At 71.1% G+C, this 21,724-nt stretch carries 23 protein-coding genes; 18 read left to right on the forward strand and 5 right to left on the reverse strand.

All coding sequences use genetic code 11. The annotated features are described in order from the left end of the window. Window positions 1–18: 18 nt before the first annotated feature. From ACSUPV_RS33685 to ACSUPV_RS33700, 4 genes are read right to left on the reverse strand one after another with little or no spacing between them, the layout of a single operon-like run. Window positions 19–645: a response regulator transcription factor gene (locus tag ACSUPV_RS33685; protein WP_359792526.1), complete on the reverse strand. Its 627-nt coding sequence runs from the start codon at window positions 643–645 to the stop codon at window positions 19–21. Then, complete coding sequence (locus ACSUPV_RS33690) at window positions 642–1,829, reverse strand: sensor histidine kinase (protein ID WP_037769110.1); 1,188 nt, start codon at window positions 1,827–1,829, stop codon at window positions 642–644. The genes ACSUPV_RS33685 and ACSUPV_RS33690 overlap by 4 nt, the downstream gene beginning before the upstream one ends. Then, a complete protein-coding gene (locus ACSUPV_RS33695) occupies window positions 1,826–2,671 on the reverse strand; it encodes an ABC transporter permease (protein WP_436949130.1) in 846 nt (281 codons plus the stop codon). The genes ACSUPV_RS33690 and ACSUPV_RS33695 overlap by 4 nt, the downstream gene beginning before the upstream one ends. Then, window positions 2,668–3,534 (reverse strand): ATP-binding cassette domain-containing protein, encoded by an 867-nt coding sequence (locus ACSUPV_RS33700; RefSeq protein ID WP_436949131.1) that lies wholly within the window; start codon window positions 3,532–3,534, stop codon window positions 2,668–2,670. Before ACSUPV_RS33700 ends, ACSUPV_RS33695 begins: the two co-directional genes overlap by 4 nt. Before the next feature lie 143 nt (window positions 3,535–3,677). On the opposite strand from ACSUPV_RS33700, the gene ACSUPV_RS33705 reads away from it, so the two are divergent. The 17 genes from ACSUPV_RS33705 to nusB all read left to right on the forward strand — a co-directional run bounded on the left by ACSUPV_RS33705 (window position 3,678) and on the right by nusB (window position 20,193). After that, window positions 3,678–4,334: a vitamin K epoxide reductase family protein gene (locus ACSUPV_RS33705; RefSeq protein ID WP_031116605.1), complete on the forward strand. Its 657-nt coding sequence runs from the start codon at window positions 3,678–3,680 to the stop codon at window positions 4,332–4,334. Between the two features lie 56 nt (window positions 4,335–4,390). Next, on the forward strand, window positions 4,391–5,746 hold the full coding sequence (locus ACSUPV_RS33710; RefSeq protein WP_382617566.1) for a replication-associated recombination protein A: 1,356 nt from the start codon (window positions 4,391–4,393) through the stop codon (window positions 5,744–5,746). A 304-nt stretch (window positions 5,747–6,050) separates the two neighbouring features. Further along, entirely contained in the window at window positions 6,051–6,665 is a 615-nt protein-coding gene (rpsD, locus tag ACSUPV_RS33715) for a 30S ribosomal protein S4 (protein ID WP_031116607.1), read from the forward strand. A 150-nt stretch (window positions 6,666–6,815) separates the two neighbouring features. After that, window positions 6,816–7,280, forward strand: coding sequence for a DUF948 domain-containing protein (locus ACSUPV_RS33720; RefSeq protein WP_078651120.1), 465 nt, complete (start codon window positions 6,816–6,818; stop codon window positions 7,278–7,280). A gap of 9 nt (window positions 7,281–7,289) precedes the next feature. Beyond that, window positions 7,290–7,634, forward strand: a complete 345-nt coding sequence (locus ACSUPV_RS33725; protein ID WP_031116609.1) for a hypothetical protein — start codon at window positions 7,290–7,292, stop codon at window positions 7,632–7,634. Further along, window positions 7,634–10,303, forward strand: coding sequence for an alanine--tRNA ligase (gene alaS / locus ACSUPV_RS33730; RefSeq protein ID WP_031116610.1), 2,670 nt, complete (start codon window positions 7,634–7,636; stop codon window positions 10,301–10,303). The genes ACSUPV_RS33725 and alaS overlap by 1 nt, the downstream gene beginning before the upstream one ends. A 15-nt stretch (window positions 10,304–10,318) precedes the next feature. After that, window positions 10,319–10,783 carry a Holliday junction resolvase RuvX gene (gene ruvX / locus ACSUPV_RS33735; protein ID WP_031116611.1) on the forward strand — a complete coding sequence of 155 codons (465 nt, stop codon included), beginning with the start codon at window positions 10,319–10,321 and terminating at the stop codon, window positions 10,781–10,783. 122 nt (window positions 10,784–10,905) lie between these two features. Beyond that, window positions 10,906–12,618, forward strand: coding sequence for an endolytic transglycosylase MltG (mltG, locus tag ACSUPV_RS33740; protein ID WP_436949132.1), 1,713 nt, complete (start codon window positions 10,906–10,908; stop codon window positions 12,616–12,618). An 11-nt stretch (window positions 12,619–12,629) separates the two neighbouring features. Beyond that, window positions 12,630–13,460 (forward strand): shikimate dehydrogenase, encoded by an 831-nt coding sequence (locus ACSUPV_RS33745; RefSeq protein ID WP_382617572.1) that lies wholly within the window; start codon window positions 12,630–12,632, stop codon window positions 13,458–13,460. 50 nt (window positions 13,461–13,510) lie between these two features. Next, window positions 13,511–13,933 (forward strand): hypothetical protein, encoded by a 423-nt coding sequence (locus tag ACSUPV_RS33750; RefSeq protein WP_037769123.1) that lies wholly within the window; start codon window positions 13,511–13,513, stop codon window positions 13,931–13,933. A gap of 137 nt (window positions 13,934–14,070) precedes the next feature. Next, window positions 14,071–15,255, forward strand: coding sequence for a chorismate synthase (gene aroC / locus ACSUPV_RS33755; protein WP_382617575.1), 1,185 nt, complete (start codon window positions 14,071–14,073; stop codon window positions 15,253–15,255). Beyond that, window positions 15,252–15,767, forward strand: a complete 516-nt coding sequence (locus ACSUPV_RS33760) for a shikimate kinase (protein ID WP_031116616.1) — start codon at window positions 15,252–15,254, stop codon at window positions 15,765–15,767. Before aroC ends, ACSUPV_RS33760 begins: the two co-directional genes overlap by 4 nt. Next, window positions 15,764–16,855: a 3-dehydroquinate synthase gene (aroB, locus tag ACSUPV_RS33765; protein ID WP_031116617.1), complete on the forward strand. Its 1,092-nt coding sequence runs from the start codon at window positions 15,764–15,766 to the stop codon at window positions 16,853–16,855. The genes ACSUPV_RS33760 and aroB overlap by 4 nt, the downstream gene beginning before the upstream one ends. Before the next feature lie 164 nt (window positions 16,856–17,019). After that, on the forward strand, window positions 17,020–17,904 hold the full coding sequence (locus tag ACSUPV_RS33770; protein ID WP_436949133.1) for a Pro-rich N-terminal domain-containing protein: 885 nt from the start codon (window positions 17,020–17,022) through the stop codon (window positions 17,902–17,904). Window positions 17,905–18,030: 126 nt separating this feature from the next. After that, on the forward strand, window positions 18,031–19,140 hold the full coding sequence (locus ACSUPV_RS33775; RefSeq protein WP_037769132.1) for an aminopeptidase P family protein: 1,110 nt from the start codon (window positions 18,031–18,033) through the stop codon (window positions 19,138–19,140). 49 nt (window positions 19,141–19,189) lie between these two features. Then, window positions 19,190–19,756 (forward strand): elongation factor P, encoded by a 567-nt coding sequence (efp, locus tag ACSUPV_RS33780; protein ID WP_031116621.1) that lies wholly within the window; start codon window positions 19,190–19,192, stop codon window positions 19,754–19,756. 2 nt (window positions 19,757–19,758) lie between these two features. Further along, window positions 19,759–20,193 carry a transcription antitermination factor NusB gene (gene nusB, locus ACSUPV_RS33785; RefSeq protein ID WP_031116622.1) on the forward strand — a complete coding sequence of 145 codons (435 nt, stop codon included), beginning with the start codon at window positions 19,759–19,761 and terminating at the stop codon, window positions 20,191–20,193. 165 nt (window positions 20,194–20,358) lie between these two features. Here the strand turns inward: nusB and bldD are convergent, their stop codons facing one another. After that, a complete protein-coding gene (bldD, locus tag ACSUPV_RS33790; RefSeq protein ID WP_010046440.1) occupies window positions 20,359–20,862 on the reverse strand; it encodes a transcriptional regulator BldD in 504 nt (167 codons plus the stop codon). 266 nt (window positions 20,863–21,128) lie between these two features. Here bldD and pyrR point away from each other — a divergent pair, with 266 nt between their 5' ends. Continuing rightward, the gene (gene pyrR / locus ACSUPV_RS33795) at window positions 21,129–21,695 is read left to right on the forward strand and encodes a bifunctional pyr operon transcriptional regulator/uracil phosphoribosyltransferase PyrR (RefSeq protein ID WP_031116623.1); all 567 of its coding nucleotides are present in this window, start codon (window positions 21,129–21,131) and stop codon (window positions 21,693–21,695) included. Window positions 21,696–21,724: the final 29 nt, after the last annotated feature.

Genomic DNA, 21,724 nt, shown 5'->3' on the forward strand with positions numbered 1-21,724 from the left:
GGTCTCCCGGCGCCTTCCTCACTGCTCCAGCAACCCGTACCGCAGCGCGCTCGTGACGGCCGCCGTCCGGTCGGCCACGCCCAGCTTGCCGAAGATCCGCAGCAGGTACGTCTTCACCGTCGACTCGCCGATGAACAGCCGGCGGCCGATCTCCGCGTTGGTGCAGCCCTCGGCGACCAGGCGCAGCACGGCCGTCTCCCGCTCCGACAGGCGCGGGCGCTCCGGCCTCGTCCGCAACTGGTCCACCAGCCGCGCCGCCACGGAGGGAGCCAGCACGGTCTCACCGCGCGCCGCCGCCCGGACGGCCTCCGCCAGCTCCGCACGCGGCAGGTCCTTCAGCAGATAGCCCGCCGCCCCGGCCTCCACCGCCCTCAGGATGTCCCGGTCGGTCTCGTACGTCGTCAGCACGACCACCCGGCACGGCAGCCCGGCCGCCGCCATCCGCACGATCGAGTCCACGCCCCCACCGCCCGGCATGCGCAGGTCCATCAGCACGATGTCGGGCCGCAGCCGGGCCGCCAGCGCCTCGGCCTGCGGACCGTCGGACGCGTCGGCGACGACCTCCAGGTCGGGCTCCGCACTGAGCATCGCCCGCAGCCCCTCCCGTACGACGGGATGGTCGTCGGCCAGCACGATGCGGATCACGGCGTCTCCCTCCTCAGGACCGGCAGCCGGACGGTCACGGCCGTGCCGTCGCCCGGGGCGCTGCGCACCTCGGCCGTACCGCCCACTTCGACGGCCCGGGCCCGCAGGCCCGCCAGACCGTACCCGCCCCGCACGGCGGCCGGGTCGAAGCCGCAGCCGTCGTCCCGCACGGACACCGTCAGCAGGTCGTCGGCGTACGCCACCGACACCCCCACCGTCACCGAACTCCCCGCGTGCTTGCGGGCGTTGGCCAGCGCCTCCTGGCAGGCCCGCAGCGCGACCACCTCGGGCCCGGCGGGCAGCGTGCGCACCGGGCCGGACACCTCCAGCGCCGCGTCATGGCGCGCGGCGAGCCGCCGCAGCGCGTCCGGCAGGGACGCGCCGTCCAGGTCGGCCGGCGCGCCCCCGGCGACCAGGGCCCGGGCCTCGGCGAGGTTCTGCCGGGCCGTCTCGTCCATCAGCCGCAGATGGCGCCGCGCCGCGGGCAGGTCGTGCTCCAGCTCCGCCTCGACCGCCTGGACCAGCATCACCAGACTCGTGAAACCCTGCGCGAGCGTGTCGTGGATCTCCCGGGCCAGCCGCTCCCGCTCGGCCAATGCCCCGTGCGCCTCGGACAGCCGCCCGATCTCATGGCGGCTCGCGTCCAGTTCCGCGATCAACTCGGCCCGCTCCTGGCTCTGTTCGATGATCCGGATGATCCAGATGCCGACGGCGATCGAGAACACGAAACTGACCAGGGAGAACAACGCGTTGAAGGCCACGTCCCGGGCACCGGGCCGCCACAGCAGTGCCCAGCCCGCCACGGGCACGAGGTTCACCACGGCCACGGCCACCAGCGCCGACCGCAACCGCAGCGTCATGAAGCACTGCGGGATCAGCGCGAAGGCGAGCAGCCGCGTCTCGCCCACCAGGACCGCCGACGGCAGGACCAGGGCCAGCGCCGCCGCCAGGTAGCCGATCGCCTGCCGCTGGTCGGGCGGGTCGCCCCGGATCAGACGCCGCCCGGTCCGCACGTACAGCGGGACGAGCGGGACGAGCAGCGACGCCGCGACCACCCGGAGCGGCGGGCCGGGCTGTTCCGTGGCGAGCACGTAGGCCACCGTGGCCGCCCAGATCAGCGCGAAGTACGTGTCCCAGAGCCGGAACGAGCGCTCCCAGTGGTAGGCGCTCGCGGCATCGCTCATCCGGTGCGCCGGTCCTTCCAGCGGAACGTCAGCAGACACAGCGCCAATCCTCCGACGCACCACGACGCGAGCACCAGGGCCACGCGACCCAGCTCCCAACTCCCCGCCTGCTCCAGCACCTGAGCCGACTCCGGCAGGAACACCCCGCGCAGCCCCTGGCACATCCACTTCAGCGGGAACAGCGCCCCGACGGTCAGCATCCAGTCCGGGATCGTGCCGATGGCGATGTACACCCCGGAGATGAACTGCAGCACCAGGAAGGGCAGGACGACCACGGACGACGCGCTGTTCGCCGACCGCGGCACCGAACTGATCGCGATGCCCAGCAGGGCACACGCCGTGATCCCCAGCACGAAGATCCACGCCAGATCGAACCAACGGCCCGCGTCGGAGGGCAGGTCCACGTCGTACAGGGTCGTGCCGACGAGGAGCAGGACCGCCGTCTCCAGCAGACCGGTGAACAGAACCAGCCAGATCTTGCCGAGGAAGTACGCCGCCGACGGCATCGGCGTGCCCCGCAGCCGGCGCAGCACCTTCTCCTCCCGCTCGATCGCGATCGAGACCCCGAGCGCCTGGAAACTCGTCGACATGATCCCGGCCGCCATCATCGCCGGGACGTACAACTGCGACGCGGTGATGCCCGCGCCCTCCACGTCGTCCCGGAAGATCGACGCGAACAGGAACAGGAAGACCACCGGGAAGGCGAACGTGAACACCACCTGGTCGCGCTGCCGGAAGAACTGCGTGATCTCCAGGCGGCCCCGCCGCAGCCCCAGCCCCCACGCGCCGGGCAGCCGGTCCGCACCGACCGCCGTCCGGTCCTCCTCGACGGTCGCGGTCATGCCGGTGCCTCCTGTCCGGTCAGCCGGAGGTAGACGTCCTCCAGGGTGGGGCGGCTCACCGTCAGCCCCGGGATCTCGCCGTCGAAGCGGTGCGTGAGCCCGGCGATCGTCCTGGTCGGCGTCCCGGTGCGCTCCACGCGCGGCGTGCCGTCCGGCCCCGTCCAGGTGACGACGGCCTCGCTGCCGAACCGCTCCCGCAGCGCCCCCGGCTCGCCCTCGGCGACGACCCGGCCCCGGGCGACGATCGCCAGCCGCTGCGCGAGCGCCTCCGCCTCCTCCCGGTAGTGCGTGGTCAGCAGGATCGTCGTGCCGTCGTCGGCCAGGGCGCGGATCAGCGACCAGAACTGTCGCCGCGCCGCCGGGTCGAACCCGGTCGTCGGCTCGTCCAGGAGCAGCAGATCGGGACCGCCGATCACGCCGAGCGCCACGTCCAGGCGTCGGCGCTGACCGCCCGAGAGCGCCTTGATCCTGCTGTCCGCCTTCGCCTCCAGGCCGACCAGGCCGATGACCTCCTCCGGGTTCCGCGGCCGCGGGTAGTAGCGGGCGAAGTGCCGCACGGTTTCGCGGACCGTCAACTCCGCGGGCGCCGATTCGTCCTGCCAGACGATTCCGACACGTGAGCGCCACGCGCGCGTGCCGGTCGCCGGGTCCGCCCCGAGTACGGACACCTCGCCCGCGTCCCGGTCCCGGTTGCCCTGGAGGATCTCCACCGTGGTGCTCTTGCCCGCGCCGTTGGGCCCGAGCAGGCCGAACACCTCGCCCCGCCGGATGCCGAGATCGATGCCGTCGACGGCGGTCACGTCCCCGTAGCGCTTGCGCAGACCCCGCACCTCGACGGCGAGGTCGTACCCCTGTGCTGTCATGCGACGAGCATCCGGCCGGAACGCCCCCCTCAGGGACGACCGGGCGGACATCCTTATGTCCACTGAACGGTGGACACACAGGCCCGTGCGGCACAATGAACCTGCCCGAAGGTGTTCAGGTCTCAAGTGACGGAATCGGCGTGATGAGCAAGACGACAGTCAGGGACGTCTCCACTGAGCCCGAGCCGGAGCGCGCCGAGATCGCGCCCCGCACGGAGGGCGGCAGCCGGGCCTTCGCCCTGCTGCTGGTGATCACCGGCGCGGCCGGACTGCTCGCCGCGTGGGTCATCACGCTCGACAAGTTCAAGCTCCTCGAGGCCAAGGTCGAGGGCAAGACCTTCACCCCGGGCTGCAGCCTCAACCCGGTCGTCTCCTGCGGCAGCGTCATGGAGAGCAAGCAGGCCGCCGTCTTCGGCTTCCCGAACCCGATGCTCGGCCTCGTCGCCTACGGCATCGTCGTCGGCGTCGGCATGGCCCTGCTCGCCCGCGCCCGCTTCCCGCGCTGGTACTGGCTCACCTTCAACGCCGGCTGCCTGTTCGGCGTCGTCTTCTGCGCCTGGCTGACGTTCCAGTCCCTGTACCGGATCAACGCGCTGTGCCTGTGGTGCTCCCTGGCCTGGGTCGCCACGATCGTCATGTTCTGGTACGTGACGTCGTTCAACATCCGCAAGGGCTTCCTGCCCGCCCCGAGCTGGCTCAAGGGCTTCTTCGGCGAGTTCACCTGGGTCCTGCCCGTACTGCACATCGGCATCATCGGCATGCTGGTCCTGACCCGCTGGTGGGACTTCTGGACCAGCTGACCCGGGCGCTCCGGGGCCCGGACGGATTGTCAGTGCCGTGATTTAGGGTTTTGGACGTGGAGCCCGACCTGTTCACCGCCGCAGCCGAAGAGCGCCAGGAGAAGGAGCCGTCCAGCAGCCCCCTGGCGGTGCGGATGCGCCCGCGCACGCTCGACGAGGTCGTGGGCCAGCAGCACCTGCTGAAGCCGGGCTCGCCCCTGCGCAGACTGGTCGGCGAGGGCGCCTCCGGCCCGGCCGGCCCCTCCTCGGTGATCCTGTGGGGCCCGCCCGGCACCGGCAAGACGACCCTGGCGTACGTCGTCTCCAAGGCGACCGACGCCCGCTTCGTGGAGCTGTCCGCGATCACCGCCGGCGTCAAGGAGGTCCGCGCGGTCATCGACGGCGCCCGCCGCGCCTCCGGCGGCTACGGCAAGGAGACCGTCCTCTTCCTCGACGAGATCCACCGCTTCAGCAAGGCCCAGCAGGACTCCCTGCTCCCGGCCGTCGAGAACCGCTGGGTGACGCTCATCGCGGCGACGACGGAGAACCCCTACTTCTCGGTGATCTCACCCCTGCTGTCCCGCTCCCTGCTGCTCACCCTCGAACCGCTCACGGACGACGACATCAGGGGCCTGGTCCGCCGCGCCCTCGCCGACGAGCGCGGCCTCAACAGCGCCGTCACCCTCCCCGAGGAGACCGAGAGCCACCTCCTGCGCATCGCCGGCGGTGACGCCCGCCGCGCCCTGACCGCCCTGGAGGCGGCCGCCGGAGCCGCCCTCGACAAGGGCGAGGCGGAGATCGGCCTGACCACCCTGGAGGAGACGGTCGACCGGGCGGCCGTGAAGTACGACCGCGACGGCGACCAGCACTACGACGTGGCCAGTGCCCTGATCAAGTCCATCCGCGGCTCCGACGTCGACGCCGCCCTGCACTACCTGGCCCGCATGATCGAGGCCGGCGAGGACCCCCGCTTCATCGCCCGGCGCCTGATGATCTCCGCGAGCGAGGACATCGGCCTGGCGGACCCGACCGCCCTGCAGACGGCGGTCGCCGCCGCCCAGGCCGTCGCCATGATCGGCTTCCCCGAGGCCGCCCTCACCCTGAGCCACGCCACGATCGCCCTCGCCCTGGCGCCGAAGTCCAACGCCGCGACGACGGCGATCGGCGCCGCCCTGGAGGACGTACGCAAGGGCCTGGCCGGACCGGTGCCGGCCCACCTGCGCGACAGTCACTACAAGGGCGCGACCAAGCTCGGCCACGGCCAGGGCTACGTCTACCCGCACGACCTGCCCGAGGGCATCGCCGCCCAGCAGTACGCCCCGGACGCCCTCAAGGACCGCCAGTACTACGAGCCCACCCGGCACGGCGCGGAGGCCCGCTACGCGGACGCGGTCGAGTGGACCCGCAAGAACCTCGGTCGAAAGCGGTCCTGAGGACCCTGTAAACTCGATCGGAGTGCCGCGTCCCGTGCAGTCAGAACGGGACAGTCGGCCGGAGCCCGATCCTCCGGGATCGGCTCCAGGAGCGTCGCGCACCGTCGAACGGTGTCGCGGGCAGCCCACCACCCCTCGTCGTACGGACGGGACCGGTCGGTGGGCCACTCGCGTGCTGCACGTATGTGCCCAGACCAGGGGAGCGGCTGCCCACCGAGGTCCACCAGGACCGAGGCGGGTTTCCCCGGCTGCGGATGCGACCTCCCTCAACCCTGACAAGCCGAATCCAGGAAATGAGAAAGCAGTGGCGAACCAGTCCCGCCCCAAGGTCAAGAAGTCGCGTGCCCTCGGCATCGCGCTGACCCCGAAGGCCGTCAAGTACTTCGAGGCCCGCCCCTACCCGCCGGGTGAGCACGGCCGTGGCCGCAAGCAGAACTCGGACTACAAGGTCCGTCTGCTCGAGAAGCAGCGTCTGCGCGCGCAGTACGACGTGTCCGAGCGCCAGCTCGTCCGCGCCTACGAGCGCGCCTCCAAGGTCCAGGGCAAGACCGGTGAGGCCCTGATCATCGAGCTGGAGCGCCGTCTCGACGCCCTGGTCCTGCGTTCGGGCATCGCCCGCACGATCTACCAGGCCCGCCAGATGGTCACGCACGGCCACATCGCCGTCAACGGCAAGAAGGTCGACAAGCCCTCCTTCCGTGTCCGCCCGGACGACGTCGTGCAGGTCCGCGAGCGCTCCAAGGAGAAGACGCTCTTCACGATCGCCCGTGAGGGTGGCTTCGCCCCCGACGGCGAGACTCCGCGCTACCTCCAGGTGAACCTCAAGGCCCTGGCGTTCCGCCTGGACCGCGAGCCGAACCGCAAGGAGATCCCGGTGATCTGCGACGAGCAGCTCGTCGTCGAGTACTACGCCCGCTGATCCCGGCAGGCACGCGGTACCCCGGCCCGCCGTCTCCCCGCCCCTGTGGGCGGGCGAGGCGGCGGGCTTTCGCGATTGACCAGCCCCCGGCGGGTAATCCGGTACGGAGCGCCACCCCCGGCGCGATAGGCTCGTCGCACGACTTTTTCGATGTTCAGGCACGTTTCAGGGAGCGGGTGCACAGTGTCCGGTGGAGAGGTGGCCGGAATCCTGGTGGCCGTCTTCTGGGCGATCCTGGTCTCCTTCCTCGCCGTCGCGCTGGCGAGGCTGGCCCAGACGCTCAGGGCGACCACCAAGCTCGTGGCGGACGTGACCGACCAGGCCGTCCCGCTGCTGGCCGACGCATCCTCGGCGGTCCGCTCCGCGCAGACCCAGATCGACCGGGTCGACGCGATCGCGTCCGACGTCCAGGAGGTCACGTCGAACGCCTCCGCGCTGTCGACCACCGTCGCCTCCACCTTCGGCGGCCCCCTGGTCAAGGTCGCGGCCTTCGGCTACGGCGTGCGCCGGGCCCTCGGCGGCCGCAAGGAGGACGTGCCCGCCAAGACGCCGAGGCGTACCGTGATCGTGGGCCGCACGGTCTCCCGGCGCAGCTCCCGAGGGAAGAGGGACTGAGAGCCAGCGATGTTCCGCCGCACCTTCTGGTTCACCACGGGCGTCGCCGCCGGTGTGTGGGCCACCACCAAGGTCAACCGCAAGCTGAAGCAGCTGACCCCCGAGAGCCTCGCCAGAACCGCTGGGAACAAGGCGATCGAGGCCGGTCAGCGCCTCAAGGACCGCGCGGTGGACTTCGCGCTCGACGTCCGGGACAACATGGCCGTGCGGGAGGCCGAGTTGGGGGACGCCCTCGGGATCAACGAGAACCCCGAACTCCCCGCACCCCGGCGGTACGCCGCCATCGAGAACCGCAGCAACCCGAAGTACGTCGACAGGACGACGTACTCGTACAACCGGAATGAGGACCACTGATGGAGTCGGCTGAGATCCGCCGCCGCTGGTTGAGCTTCTTCGAGGAGCGCGGTCACACCGTCGTCCCTTCGGCGTCGCTCATCGCGGACGACCCGACTCTGCTCCTCGTCCCGGCCGGCATGGTGCCCTTCAAGCCCTACTTCCTGGGTGAGGTCAAGCCGCCCTACGCCCGCGCCACGAGCGTGCAGAAGTGCGTGCGCACGCCGGACATCGAAGAGGTCGGCAAGACCACCCGGCACGGCACGTTCTTCCAGATGTGCGGCAACTTCTCCTTCGGCGACTACTTCAAGGAAGGCGCCATCAAGCTCGCCTGGGAGCTGCTCACCAGCCCCCAGGACAAGGGCGGTTACGGCCTCGACCCCGAGCGCCTGTGGATCACCGTCTACCAGGACGACGACGAGGCCGAGCGCATCTGGCACGAGGTCGTCGGGGTGCCCAAGGAGCGCATCCAGCGCCTGGGCAAGAAGGACAACTACTGGGACATGGGCGTACCCGGTCCCTGCGGTCCCTGCTCCGAGATCAACTACGACCGCGGCCCCGAGTTCGGTGCCGAGGGCGGCCCCGCCGTCAACGACGAGCGGTACGTGGAGATCTGGAACCTCGTCTTCATGCAGTACGAGCGGGGTGAGGGACCGGGCAAGGACTACCCGATCCTCGCCGAACTGCCCAGCAAGAACATCGACACCGGCCTCGGCCTCGAGCGCCTCGCCATGATTCTGCAGGGCGTGCGGAACATGTACGAGATCGACACCTCGATGGCCGTCATCGACAAGGCCACCGAGCTGACCGGCGTCCGCTACGGCGACGCCCAGGCCTCGGACGTCTCCCTGCGCGTGGTCACCGACCACATGCGCACCGCCACCATGCTCATCGGCGACGGCGTCACCCCCGGCAACGAGGGCCGCGGCTACGTACTGCGCCGCATCATGCGCCGCGCCATCCGCAACATGCGCCTGCTCGGCGCCACCGGCCCGGTCGTCAAGGACCTGATCGACGTCGTCATCGGCATGATGGGCCAGCAGTACCCCGAGCTCATCACCGACCGCGAGCGCATCGAGAAGGTCGCCCTCGCCGAGGAGAACGCCTTCCTCAAGACGCTGAAGGCCGGCACCAACATCCTCGACACCGCCGTCAGCGACACCAAGGCCGCCGGCGGCACCGTCCTGCCCGGCGACAAGGCCTTCCTGCTCCACGACACCTGGGGCTTCCCGATCGACCTCACCCTGGAGATGGCCGCCGAGCAGGGGCTGTCCGTGGACGAGGAGGGCTTCCGCCGCCTGATGAAGGAGCAGCGGGAGCGCGCCAAGGCCGACGCCCAGGCCAAGAAGACCGGCCACGCCGACATGGGCGCCTACCGCGAGATCGCCGACCGCGCCGGTGCCACCGACTTCATCGGCTACACCGACACCGAGGGCGAGTCCACGATCGTCGGCATCCTCGTCGACGGCGTCTCCTCCCCGGCCGCCACCGAGGGCGACGAGGTCGAGATCGTCCTCGACCGCACCCCCTTCTACGCCGAGGGCGGCGGCCAGATCGGCGACACCGGCCGCATCAAGGTGGACTCGGGCGCCGTCATCGAGATCCGCGACTGCCAGAAGCCGGTCCCCGGTGTCTACGTGCACAAGGGCGTCGTCCAGGTCGGCGAGGTCACCGTGGGCGCCAAGGCCCACGCCGCCATCGACGACCGCCGCCGCAAGGCCATCGCCCGGGCCCACTCGGCCACGCACCTCACCCATCAGGCCCTGCGCGACGCCCTCGGCCCGACGGCCGCCCAGGCCGGTTCCGAGAACCAGCCCGGCCGCTTCCGCTTCGACTTCGGCTCCCCGTCCGCCGTTCCGACGGCCGTGATGACCGACGTCGAGCAGAAGATCAACGAGGTGCTCGCCCGCGACCTCGACGTCCGCGCCGACGTCATGGGCATCGACGAGGCCAAGAAGCAGGGCGCCATCGCCGAGTTCGGCGAGAAGTACGGCGAGCGGGTGCGCGTGGTCACCATCGGCGACTTCTCCAAGGAGCTGTGCGGCGGCACGCACGTGCACAACACCGCCCAGCTGGGCCTGGTGAAGCTGCTCGGCGAGTCCTCCATCGGCTCCGGTGTGCGCCGCATCGAGGCCCTCGTCGGCGTCGACGCCTACAACTTCCTCGCCCGGGAGCACACGGTCGTCGCGCAGCTCCAGGAGCTGATCAAGGGCCGCCCGGAGGAGCTCCCGGAGAAGGTCTCCGCCATGCTCGGCAAGCTGAAGGACGCCGAGAAGGAGATCGAGAAGTTCCGCGCCGAGAAGGTCCTCCAGGCCGCCGCCGGTCTCGCCGAGTCCGCCAAGGACGTCCGCGGCGTTGCCGTCGTGACCGGTCAGGTCCCGGACGGCACGACCGCCGACGACCTGCGCAAGCTCGTCCTCGACGTGCGCGGACGCATCCAGGGCGGCCGGGCCGCCGTGGTCGCCCTGTTCACGGTGGCGAACGGCAAGCCGCTCACGGTCATCGCCACCAACGACGCCGCCCGCGAGCGCGGCCTCAAGGCCGGCGACCTGGTCCGCACGGCCGCCAAGACCCTCGGGGGCGGCGGTGGCGGCAAGCCGGACGTCGCCCAGGGCGGCGGCCAGAACCCGGCCGCCATCGGTGACGCCGTGGACGCCGTCGAGCGACTCGTCGCCGAGACGGCCAAGTAAGAGACGGTCGAGAACATGCGCAGAGGACGTCGACTCGCGATCGACGTCGGGGACGCCCGCATCGGGGTCGCCTCGTGCGACCCCGACGGGATCCTCGCCACCCCGGTGGAGACGGTCCCGGGGCGTGACATCCCCGCAGCTCAGCGACGGTTGAAACAACTCGTCGAGGAGTACGAGCCCCTCGAGGTCGTGGCCGGTCTCCCGCGCTCCCTCAAGGGCGGCGAGGGCCCGGCCGCGGTCAAGGTCCGCGGCTTCGTCCAGGAACTGGCACGCATGATCGCCCCGGTTCCGGTGAGACTCGTGGACGAACGCATGACGACGGTGACGGCCACTCAGGGACTGCGCGCTTCGGGCGTGAAGTCCAAGAAGGGGCGGTCCGTCATCGACCAGGCGGCGGCCGTGGTCATCCTGCAGCAGGCCCTCGAATCCGAACGGGTGTCAGGTAAAGCACCCGGCGAAGACGTCGAAGTGGTCATCTGATCGCGATACGGTAACGTTCCGCGCGATGCGGCGGGCATTCGAACAGCCGCCGCACAGCAAGAGGCGGGACGGGAGCCGAGCCGGAAGCCGCGTGACCGCCGCCTCGCGGCTCTAGGGGATCGATGACTGAGTATGGCCGGGGCCAAGGCTCCGAACCGTGGCATCCGGAGGACCCGTTGTACGGGGACGGCGGATGGGGAGGACAGGAGGCCCACCAGGGTCGGCAGTCCCCCTACGGCGGCCAGCCGCAGCACTATCCAGAGCAGCCGCAGCAGCCGCAGCAGCCGCAGTACGGCGACTGGGGCACCGGCGAGCAGGCCGGATACGGTCAGGCGCAGCAGCAGTACCCGTACGACCAGCAGTACGCGGCACAGGCTCACGGGCACCAGCAGTACCCGGGCCAGGGCGACCACCACCAGCAGCAGGCCCAGGGCTACCACCAGCAGCAGTACGACAACGGCGGCTGGAACACCGGCGGCCACCAGCAGGCCTCCTACCCCGGGGATCCGGCGGACCCCTACGGGCAGCAGACCGGCTCCTACGGCGGGGGCCAGCAGGACTACTACGGCACGCCCGACGCGTATCCGCCCCCGGAGCCGCCCGGCCGCCGACAGGCCGAACCGGAACCGGAGACCGACTGGGACCCCGGCCCCGACCAGGGCGAACACGCCTTCTTCGCGGGCGGGGACGACGATGACGACGAGCCGGAGGACCGCCGGGGGCGCGAGGACAAGCGCGGACGCGGCGGCAAGCCCAAGAAGCGCCGCAACGGCATGGCCTGCCTGCTGGTCGTCCTGGTCCTCGGCGGCGGCATCGGCGGCGTCGGCTACTTCGGCTACCAGTTCTTCCAGGATCGTTTCGGCGACGCCCCGGACTTCGCGGGCGACGGCAACGGGCAGGAAGTGACCGTCGAGATCCCCCAGGGCGCGGACGGCTATGCGATCGGCCGGGCGCTGAAAGCCGCGGGTGTCGTCAAGAGCGTCGACGCGTTCGTCTCGGCCCAGGCCGGCAACCCCGACGGCCGGAGCATCCAGGACGGCGTGTACACGCTGCAGAAGCAAATGTCGGCCAAGAGTGCAGTCGAACTGATGCTCAGCCCGGAGAGCCGAGACAACCTGATCATCGCCGAGGGCAAGCGCAACGTCGACATCTACCGGCTCATCGACAAGCGGCTGGAGGTCAAGGAGGGCACCACCGCCGCGGTCGCCAAGAAGGACTACAAGAAGCTCGGCCTGCCCGCCTGGGCGCAGAACCAGCCGAACGTCAAGGACCCGCTGGAAGGCTTCCTCTACCCGTCCAGCTACGGCGTCAGCGAAGGCCAGAAGCCCGAGGACGTCCTGAAGCAGATGGTCAAGCGGGCCACCGAGACCTACGAGAGGTTCGGCGTCGAGAAGAAGGCCGAGAGCCTCGGACTCGAGAACCCCTGGCAGCTCGTCACCGTCGCCAGCCTGGTCCAGGCCGAGGGCACGAGCCACAGCGACTTCCGCAAGATGGCCGAGGTCGTCTACAACCGCATGAAGCCCGGGAACCCACAGACCAACGGCATGCTGGAGTTCGACTCCACCTACAACTACATCAAGAACCAGAGCAAGATCGACCTGAGCCTGAGCGAACTGCGGAACTACGACAACCCGTACAACACGTACTTCCACAAGGGCCTGCCGCCCGGTCCGATCGACAACCCGGGAGAGGACGCGATCAAGGGCGCCCTCAACCCGACGGACGACGGCTGGTACTACTTCATCTCGCTCGACGGCAAGACCAGCAAGTTCACGAAGACGAACGCGGAACACCAGAAGCTGGTCGACCAGTTCAACGCCTCACGGAACAACTGAGGACACCTTTGATGGCCGCCGCACCACGCCGAGCCGCCGTACTCGGCTCCCCGATCGCCCACTCGCTCTCCCCGGTCCTGCACCGCACCGCCTACCGGGAACTGGGGCTGAGCGGCTGGACGTACGACAGGTTCGAGGTGGACGAAGCCGGCCTGCCCGGGTTCTTCGACACACTCGGCGCCGAGTGGGCCGGGCTGTCGCTGACCATGCCGCTGAAGCGGGCCGTCATCCCGCTGCTCGACGAGATCAGCGAGACGGCGGCCTCCGTCGACGCCGTCAACACCGTCGTCCTCACGGAGGACGGCCGCAGGACCGGCGACAACACCGACATCCCCGGCATGGTCGCGGCGCTGCGCGAGCACGGCATCGACAAGGTGGAGGCCGCCGCGATCCTCGGCGCGGGCGCCACCGCCTCGTCCGCCCTGGCCGCGCTGGCGCGGATCTGCCCGGGCGAGATCGCCGTGTACGTGCGCAGCGAGGCCCGGGCCGACGAGATGCGGCAGTGGGCCGAGCGGCTGGACGTCGCGGTGCGCATCGCCGACTGGACGGACGCCGAGCAGGCGCTGCGCGCCCCGCTGGTGATCAGCACCACGCCGGCCGGGGTCACCGACACCCTCGCCCGGTCCGTGCCGGAGCGGCCGGCGGCCCTCTTCGACGTGCTGTACGACCCCTGGCCGACCGCCCTCGCGGCCCGCTGGTCGGCGTACGGCGGCGCCGTCGTCAGCGGCCTCGACCTGCTGGTGCACCAGGCCGTGCTCCAGGTCGAGCAGATGACGGGGCTGGCCCCGGCACCCCTGGACGCCATGCGAAAAGCCGGCGAGCGCGCTCTCGCCGCCCGCTAAGATCCGCTCTCGGTTCCGCAGGGGCGGAACAGGGGAGGGGAAAAGCCGTCATGTCCGCAGGCCTGCCTCAGGCGTCCGTCAAGTCCCAGATATTCGAGTCGGTGCTCGGCTTCCTGCCCGACTGGGTCCAGATCACGGTGCTCGCGCTGATCGTGCTCGTCGTCGTGGCGTCCTGGGTCGTGAAGATCAAGCGCAAGATCGCCTACCGGCGCGCCGTCCGCAGCGGGCAGCCCGTCCACGCGGCGGCCCGGTACGGGCAGGGGCGCGGGGCGGACTACCTGGGGGAGTACGCACCACAGCGGGCTCAGCAGACGCAGCCGGCCCAGCAGCAGGTCAGCGGGGCCGACTTCCTCGGCGCGTACGGCCCGCAGCAGGCCCAGCCCGCGCAGCAGCCGAGCGGCGCCGACTTCCTGGGGGCGTACGCGCCGCCGCAGCGCCAGGGCGACGGTCCGTCCGCGAGCGCGTCCGCTTGATGGACCGGCCGCCGGACGGACGGCCGGGACGTGGGAGGATCGGAGGTGGCGGACCGGGCCGCGCACCCGGTCGGGCCGTCGCCGTAAGCGAGGACGCGCGTACGCAGCAGTACGGGCGCGAGCACTGAGGAGCACCGTTGAGCAGGTTGCGCTGGCTGACCGCGGGGGAGTCCCACGGTCCCGCACTCGTCGCGACGCTGGAGGGTCTTCCCGCCGGCGTGCCGATCACCACGGAGATGGTGGCGGATCACCTCGCGCGGCGGCGCCTGGGCTATGGGCGCGGTGCCCGGATGAAGTTCGAGCGGGACGAGGTCACCTTCCTCGGTGGCGTCCGGCACGGCCTCACCCTCGGCTCCCCGGTGGCGATCATGGTGGGCAACACCGAGTGGCCGAAGTGGGAGCAGGTCATGGCGGCCGACCCGGTCGACGAGGAGGTCCTGGCGGGGCTGGCCCGCAACGCCCCGCTGACCCGCCCGCGCCCGGGCCACGCCGACCTCGCCGGCATGCAGAAGTACGGCTTCGACGAGGCGCGGCCGATCCTGGAGCGGGCGTCCGCGCGGGAGACGGCGGCCCGGGTGGCGCTGGGTGCGGTGGCCCGGTCGTACCTGAAGGAGACGACCGGCATCGAGGTCGTCTCCCACGTGGTGGAGCTTGCTTCGGCGAAGGCGCCGCAGGGCGTGTACCCGACGCCGGCGGATGTGGAGCGGCTGGACGCGGACCCGGTGAGGTGCCTGGACGCGGACGCGTCGAAGGCGATGGTCGCCGAGATCGACCAGGCCCACAAGGACGGCGACACCCTCGGCGGCGTGGTGGAGATCCTGGCCTACGGCGTGCCGGTGGGTCTCGGCTCGCATGTGCACTGGGACCGCAAGCTGGACGCCCGGCTCGCGGGTGCGCTGATGGGCATCCAGGCGATCAAGGGCGTCGAGATCGGCGACGGCTTCGAGCTGGCCCGCGTCCCCGGCTCCAAGGCGCACGACGAGATCGTGAGGACCGACGAGGGCATCCGGCGCACCTCCGGCCGCTCCGGCGGTACCGAGGGCGGGCTGAGCACCGGTGAGCTGCTGCGGGTGCGTGCCGCGATGAAGCCGATCGCAACCGTCCCGCGCGCGCTGCAGACCGTGGACGTGACCACGGGTGAGGCCGCCCAGGCCCACCACCAGCGCTCGGATGTCTCCGCGGTTCCGGCGGCCGGCATCGTGGCCGAGGCGATGGTGGCGCTCGTCCTGGCGGACGCCGTGGCGGAGAAGTTCGGTGGTGACAACGTGGCCGAGACCCGCCGGAACGTGACCTCGTACCTCGACAACCTCGCCATCCGATGACCGGCCCACTGGTCGTCCTCGTCGGCCCGATGGGCGTGGGCAAGTCCACCGTCGGGCAGCTGCTGGCCGAGCGGCTCGGCGTCTCCTACCGGGACACCGACGACGACATCGTCGCCGCGCAGGGCCGGACCATCGCCGAGATCTTCGTCGACGAGGGCGAGCCCGCCTTCCGGGCGATCGAGAAGCAGGCCGTGCGCCAGGCGCTCGCCGAGCACGACGGCGTCCTGGCACTCGGCGGCGGCGCGATCCTCGACGCCGACACACGTGCGCTGCTCGCCGGGCAGCGGGTGGTGTACCTGTCGATGGACGTCGAGGAGGCGGTCAAGCGCACCGGCCTCAACGCCGCCCGCCCGCTGCTCGCCGTCAACCCGCGCAAGCAGTGGCGCGAGCTGATGGAGGCCCGCCGGCACCTGTACGAGGAGGTCGCCACGGCCGTCGTAGCCACCGACGGCCGTACGCCCGAAGAGGTCACCCAAGTGGCTTTGGACGCACTGGAGTTGAAGGACGCATGACTGAGGCAGTGACGCGGATCCAGGTCGGCGGCACGGCGGGCACCGAGCCGTACGAGGTCCTGGTGGGCCGCCAACTCCTGGGCGAACTGGGCGGGTTGATCGGCGACAAGGCCAAGCGGGTCGCGATCGTGCACCCCGAGGCACTGGCCGAGACCGGTGAAGCGCTCCGCGCCGACCTGGCCGGGCAGGGCTACGAGGCGGTCGCCATCCAGGTGCCCAACGCGGAGGAGGCCAAGACCGCCGAGGTCGCCGCCTACTGCTGGAAGGCGCTCGGCCAGTCCGGATTCACGCGCACGGACGTCATCGTCGGCGTCGGCGGCGGCGCGACCACGGACCTCGCCGGGTTCGTGGCCGCCACCTGGCTGCGCGGTGTGCGCTGGATCGCCATCCCCACCACCGTGCTCGCCATGGTCGACGCGGCCGTCGGCGGCAAGACCGGCATCAACACCGCCGAGGGCAAGAACCTCGTCGGCGCCTTCCACCCGCCCGCCGGTGTCCTCTGCGACCTGGCCGCGCTGGACTCCCTCCCGGTCAACGACTACGTCTCCGGGCTCGCCGAGGTCATCAAGGCCGGCTTCATCGCCGACCCGGTGATCCTCGACCTCATCGAGTCCGACCCCGAGGCCGCCCGCACCCCGGCCGGTCCGCACACCGCCGAGCTGATCGAGCGCTCCATCCGGGTCAAGGCCGACGTCGTCTCCTCGGACCTCAAGGAGTCGGGCCTGCGCGAGATCCTCAACTACGGCCACACGCTCGGCCACGCCATCGAGAAGAACGAGCGCTACAAGTGGCGCCACGGCGCCGCGGTCTCGGTGGGCATGCACTTCGCCGCCGAACTCGGCCGCCTCGCAGGCCGGCTCGACGACGCGACGGCCGACCGCCACCGCACCATCCTCGAATCGGTGGGGCTGCCGCTGCACTACCGCCACGACCAGTGGCCCAAGCTGCTGGAGACCATGAAGGTCGACAAGAAGTCCCGCGGCGACCTGCTGCGCTTCATCGTCCTCGACGGTCTGGCCAAGCCCACCGTCCTGGAGGGACCCGACCCGGCCGTGCTGCTCGCCGCGTACGGCGAAGTCGGGCAGTAAGTCCACCGGCGCGCCTTCCGCCCGAAATCGCCTTACGGCGCCGGGCACTTCGGGCCGCCCCCGGCCGTTCACACATCGATGACCGGGGGCGGTACCGTTCGGTAGCAGCGGGTTCCGCCCCCGCTGTCAGCGCCCATCGCCTGTACGAGACGGAGTGGCACCGGATGCAGCACGCAGTGGGTTCTCCGCTGCCGCCGCCCCATCAGCCGGGGCACGGACCGGCCGCCGGCTGGTCGCCGGCCGCACACCACCCGCGTCCGCACCACCCGGGCGCGCACCAGGGCTCCGTGCCCGTGCCCCCGCCGCCCCCGGCACCGGGGTATCCCGCGCCCCCACCCGGCCCGGCCGCGCCCCCACCGGGCCCGGCCGCACCTCCACCGCAGGCTTCCGTTCCACCGCCGCCGGACACCACCGGCCATGTGCCCCTGCCGCCGGGTGGCCCCGTCGCCATGCCGAGCGCGCCGCCCGCCGCGACGGCTCCCGACCCCGCCGGTACGACGCTCGCCGTGCTGCTCATAGGCCCCGCGGGCGCGGGCAAGACCAGCGTCGCCAAGTACTGGGCGGATCATCGCCGCGTGCCCACGGCGCACATCAGCCTCGACGACGTACGCGAGTGGGTCCGCTCCGGCTTCGCCGACCCGCAGTCCGGGTGGAACGACAACTCCGAGGCGCAGTACCGCCTGGCCCGCCGCACCTGCGGCTTCGCCGCGCGGAACTTCCTGGCCAACGGCATCTCGTGCATCCTTGACGACGCGGTCTTCCCCGACCGGCCGGTCGTCGGCCTCGGTGGCTGGAAACGCCACGTCGGGCCCGGCCTGCTCCCCGTCGTCCTGCTCCCCGGGCTGGACATCGTCCTCGAACGCAACGCGGAGCGCTCGGGAAACCGGCGGCTGTCGGACGAGGAGGTCGCCCGCATCCATGGCCGCATGGCCGGGTGGTACGGGTCCGGCCTGCCGATCATCGACAACTCACAGCTGGACGTCCCGGAGACGGCGAGGGTGCTGGACGACGTCCTGGCCCGCTCCATCGCCAGCCCACCCCAGTGGTGAGCGCACCTTAGAGGCGCGGGGAACTGCGCGATCAGCTCCCACCGGCTCGCGGACGACGAACGTGCGGCTGCCCCACTCGGCCTCTCCCGAACGGCGCCGAACCCGCGGAGCTCATACGCTCGGGTCATGTCAGAGGTGTACGCGGCCCGCCGGACGCGTCTGAGGGAATACTGCAACGCGGGCGGCAGCGCGGCGGCGCTGGTCTCCCGCCCCGCCAACGTGCGCTATCTCGCGGGTGCCGCCCCGCTCGGCGCCGTTCTGCTGCTGGGCAGGACCGAGGACCTCCTGGTGTGTCCCGGCTCGTCCGCGGACCGACCCACGCAGGAGCGCCCCGACGAGGCCCTGCGCGTACAGACCCTGCCCGGAGCCGACGGCGGTGACCCCGCCGTCGCGGCGGCCCGCCTCGCCGCCGGCCAGGGCGCCGACTCCCTCGCCGTGGAGGAGCACCACCTCACCGTGGCCCGGCACCGGGCCCTCGGCTCGGTCGCCCCCCGGCTGCGCCTGGCCAACCTCGGCGGCGCCGTCGAGCAGCTCCGGGTCGTCAAGGACGAGGAGGAGATCTCCTGCCTCCGCATCGGCGCCGAGATCGCCGACCAGGCCCTCGGCGAACTGCTGGAGTCCATCCTCGTCGGCCGCACCGAGCGCCACCTCGCCCTGGAGCTGGAGAGACGCCTGGTCGACCACGGAGCCGACGGCCCGGCCTTCCCGACCTCTGTGGGCACGGGGCCCAACGCCGGGCGGCCGGGCCACCGCCCCACCGACCGCCGCGTCGAGGAGGGCGACTTCCTCTCCGTCTGCCTCGGCGCGACGTACCGCGGCTACCGCTGCGAGATCGGCCGCACGTTCGTCATCGGCACCGCGCCCGCCGACTGGCAGATCGAGCTGTACGACCTGGTCTTCGCCGCCCAGCGGGCCGGACGTGAGAGCCTGGTACCCGGCGCCGCCTGCCGGGACGTCGACCGCGCCGCCCGCCAAGTCCTGGACTCCGCGGGCTACACCGAGGGCCTCACGGTCCTCACCGGACACGGTGTCGGGCTCGAAATCGACGAGGACCCTCAGTTGAGCCCGGCGGCCATGGGTAAACTGGACGCTTGCGTGCCGGTCACCGTCGAACCGGGGGTCCACCTCCCGGGCCGGGGCGGCGTCCGGATCGATGACACGCTCGTCGTCCGCCCCGAGGCGGACGGCGGACCCGAGCTACTCACCATCACGACCAAGGAGCTGCTCGCCCTGTAGGCAGGTGCGTGCCCCGGGGTCGTACGTCAGTCCAGGAGATTCCGCAACCGTGGCTTCCACGAACGACCTCAAGAACGGCATGGTGCTCAAGCTCGAAGGCGGCCAGCTCTGGTCCGTCGTCGAGTTCCAGCACGTCAAGCCCGGCAAGGGCCCGGCCTTCGTGCGCACCAAGCTCAAGAACGTGCTCTCCGGCAAGGTCGTCGACAAGACCTTCAACGCCGGCGTCAAGGTCGAAACGGCCACCGTCGACAAGCGCGACATGCAGTTCTCCTACATGGACGGCGAGTACTTCGTCTTCATGGACATGGAGACCTACGACCAGCTCATGGTCGACCGCAAGGCCGTCGGCGACGCCGCCAACTTCCTCATCGAGGGCTTCATGGCCACCGTCGCCCAGCACGAGGGCGAGGTGCTCTTCGTGGAGCTCCCGGCCGCCGTCGAGCTGACCGTCCAGGAGACCGAGCCGGGCGTCCAGGGCGACCGCTCCACCGGCGGCACCAAGCCCGCCACCCTGGAGACCGGCCACCAGATCCAGGTCCCGCTCTTCATCACCACCGGTGAGAAGATCAAGGTCGACACCCGCACCAGCGACTACCTCGGCCGGGTGAACAGCTAACCGTGGCTGCCCGCAACACGGCCCGCAAGCGTGCCTTCCAGATCCTCTTCGAGGGCGACCAGCGCGGCGCCGACGTCCAGACGGTCCTCGCGGACTGGGTCCGGCACTCCCGGACGGACACCCGGCAGCCGCCGGTGAGCGAGTACACGATGGAGCTGGTCGAGGGCTACGCGCAGCACGCGAAGCGCATCGACGAGCTGATCGCCCAGTACTCGGTCGGCTGGACGCTCGACCGGATGCCGGTCGTCGACCGCAACATCCTGCGGCTCGGTGCCTACGAGCTGATCTGGGTCGACGGGACCCCGGACGCCGTCGTCCTCGACGAGATGGTGCAGCTGGCGAAGGAGTTCTCCACGGACGAGTCGCCCTCGTTCGTGAACGGTCTGCTCGGCAGGCTGAAGGAGCTCAAGCCCTCGCTGCGCCGCGACGAGGTCTGAGACAGACAGAACGCCGGAGGGCCCGCAGCGTGACCGCCGCGGGCCCTCCGGCGTTCCCACGTACCAGCCGGGGCCGCCAGGCCCGGAGAACGCCGCCGGGGTGGCCGGAACCACAAGGTTCCGGCCACCCCGGCGGCACGTTTCTGCTGGGCCCCAGCGGAGCGCTCAGCCCTCCTCGTGGGTCGCCACCGCGCGGCGCGCGTCCGCGTCCAGGACACCCCAGCTGATCAGCTGCTCCGTGAGCACCGACGGCGACTGGTCGTAGATGACGGCGAGTGTGCGCAGGTCGTCCTGGCGGATCGAGAGCACCTTGCCGTTGTAGTCACCGCGCTGCGACTGGATCGTGGCCGCGTAGCGCTGCAGGGGGCCCGCCTTCTCGGCCGGCACCGTGGCCAGCCGCTCCAGGTCCAGGACCAGCTTCGGCGGCGGCTCGGCGGCGCCGCCCGGGGTCGTGCCCGGAAGCAGCTCCTGCACCGGAACGCCGTAGAAATCCGCCAGCTCGGCAAGGCGCTGCACGGTCACGGCACGGTCGCCGCGCTCGTAGGAACCGACCACGACCGCCTTCCAGCGTCCCTGGGACTTCTCCTCGACACCGTGGAGGGAAAGGCCCTGCTGGGTGCGGATCGCCCGGAGCTTGGCCCCGAGCTGTTTGGCGTATTCGCTGGACATATAGCTCCCCGGCACTGTGTCGACGCGTCTGGCGTGGGTGCCAGCCCGCGCGGCTGGTAACTCACTGTGAGGTTACGCAGCGTTACTCTGCCGCGTCAAGCCGAATGGTCCGCACCGACTCTTCCGTGGTAGTGGCACCGCGTTGGGCCGAATAGGTGATCCGAGGGGGCCGTCCGGGCGATCGCGGGGGCCTGCTACCGTGGATGGCGCAATCCCGACGTCCTTTAAGGTCCGTCCCGTGAGGCGGAGAAGGAGGTCCGTTTCGTATGGACAAGCACGACGCGCAGTCCGATGCCCGGCCCGTTCTCGAAGGGCCCGACATCGCGCGGGTACTGACCCGCATCGCCCACGAGATCGTCGAACGCGCCAAGGGCGCCGATGACGTGGTGCTCCTCGGCATCCCGACCCGGGGCGTCTTCCTCGCCCGCCGGATCGCCGACAAGCTGGAGCAGATCACCGAGCGCAAGGTCCCGTGCGGCTCGCTCGACATCACCATGTACCGCGACGACCTGCGCATGCACCCGCCGCGTGCGCTGGCCCGCACCGAGATCCCCGGTGACGGCATCGACGGCAAGCTGGTCGTCCTCGTCGACGACGTGCTCTTCTCCGGCCGCACCATCCGCGCCGCCCTCGACGCCCTGAACGACATCGGCCGCCCGCGGGCGGTGCAGCTCGCCGTGCTCGTCGACCGCGGTCACCGTGAACTGCCCATTCGCGCCGACTACGTCGGCAAGAACCTCCCCACGTCGTTGCGGGAGACGGTCAAGGTCCAGCTCGCCGAGGAGGACGGTCGCGACACCGTGCTGCTCGGCGCCAAGCCGGACGCCCAGTAGCGCCTCAGGCGTACGCCGCTGTCGTACGC

The organism is Streptomyces sp. SudanB52_2052 (assembly GCF_964272415.1).
In the GTDB taxonomy this organism is placed as follows: domain Bacteria; phylum Actinomycetota; class Actinomycetes; order Streptomycetales; family Streptomycetaceae; genus Streptomyces; species Streptomyces olindensis.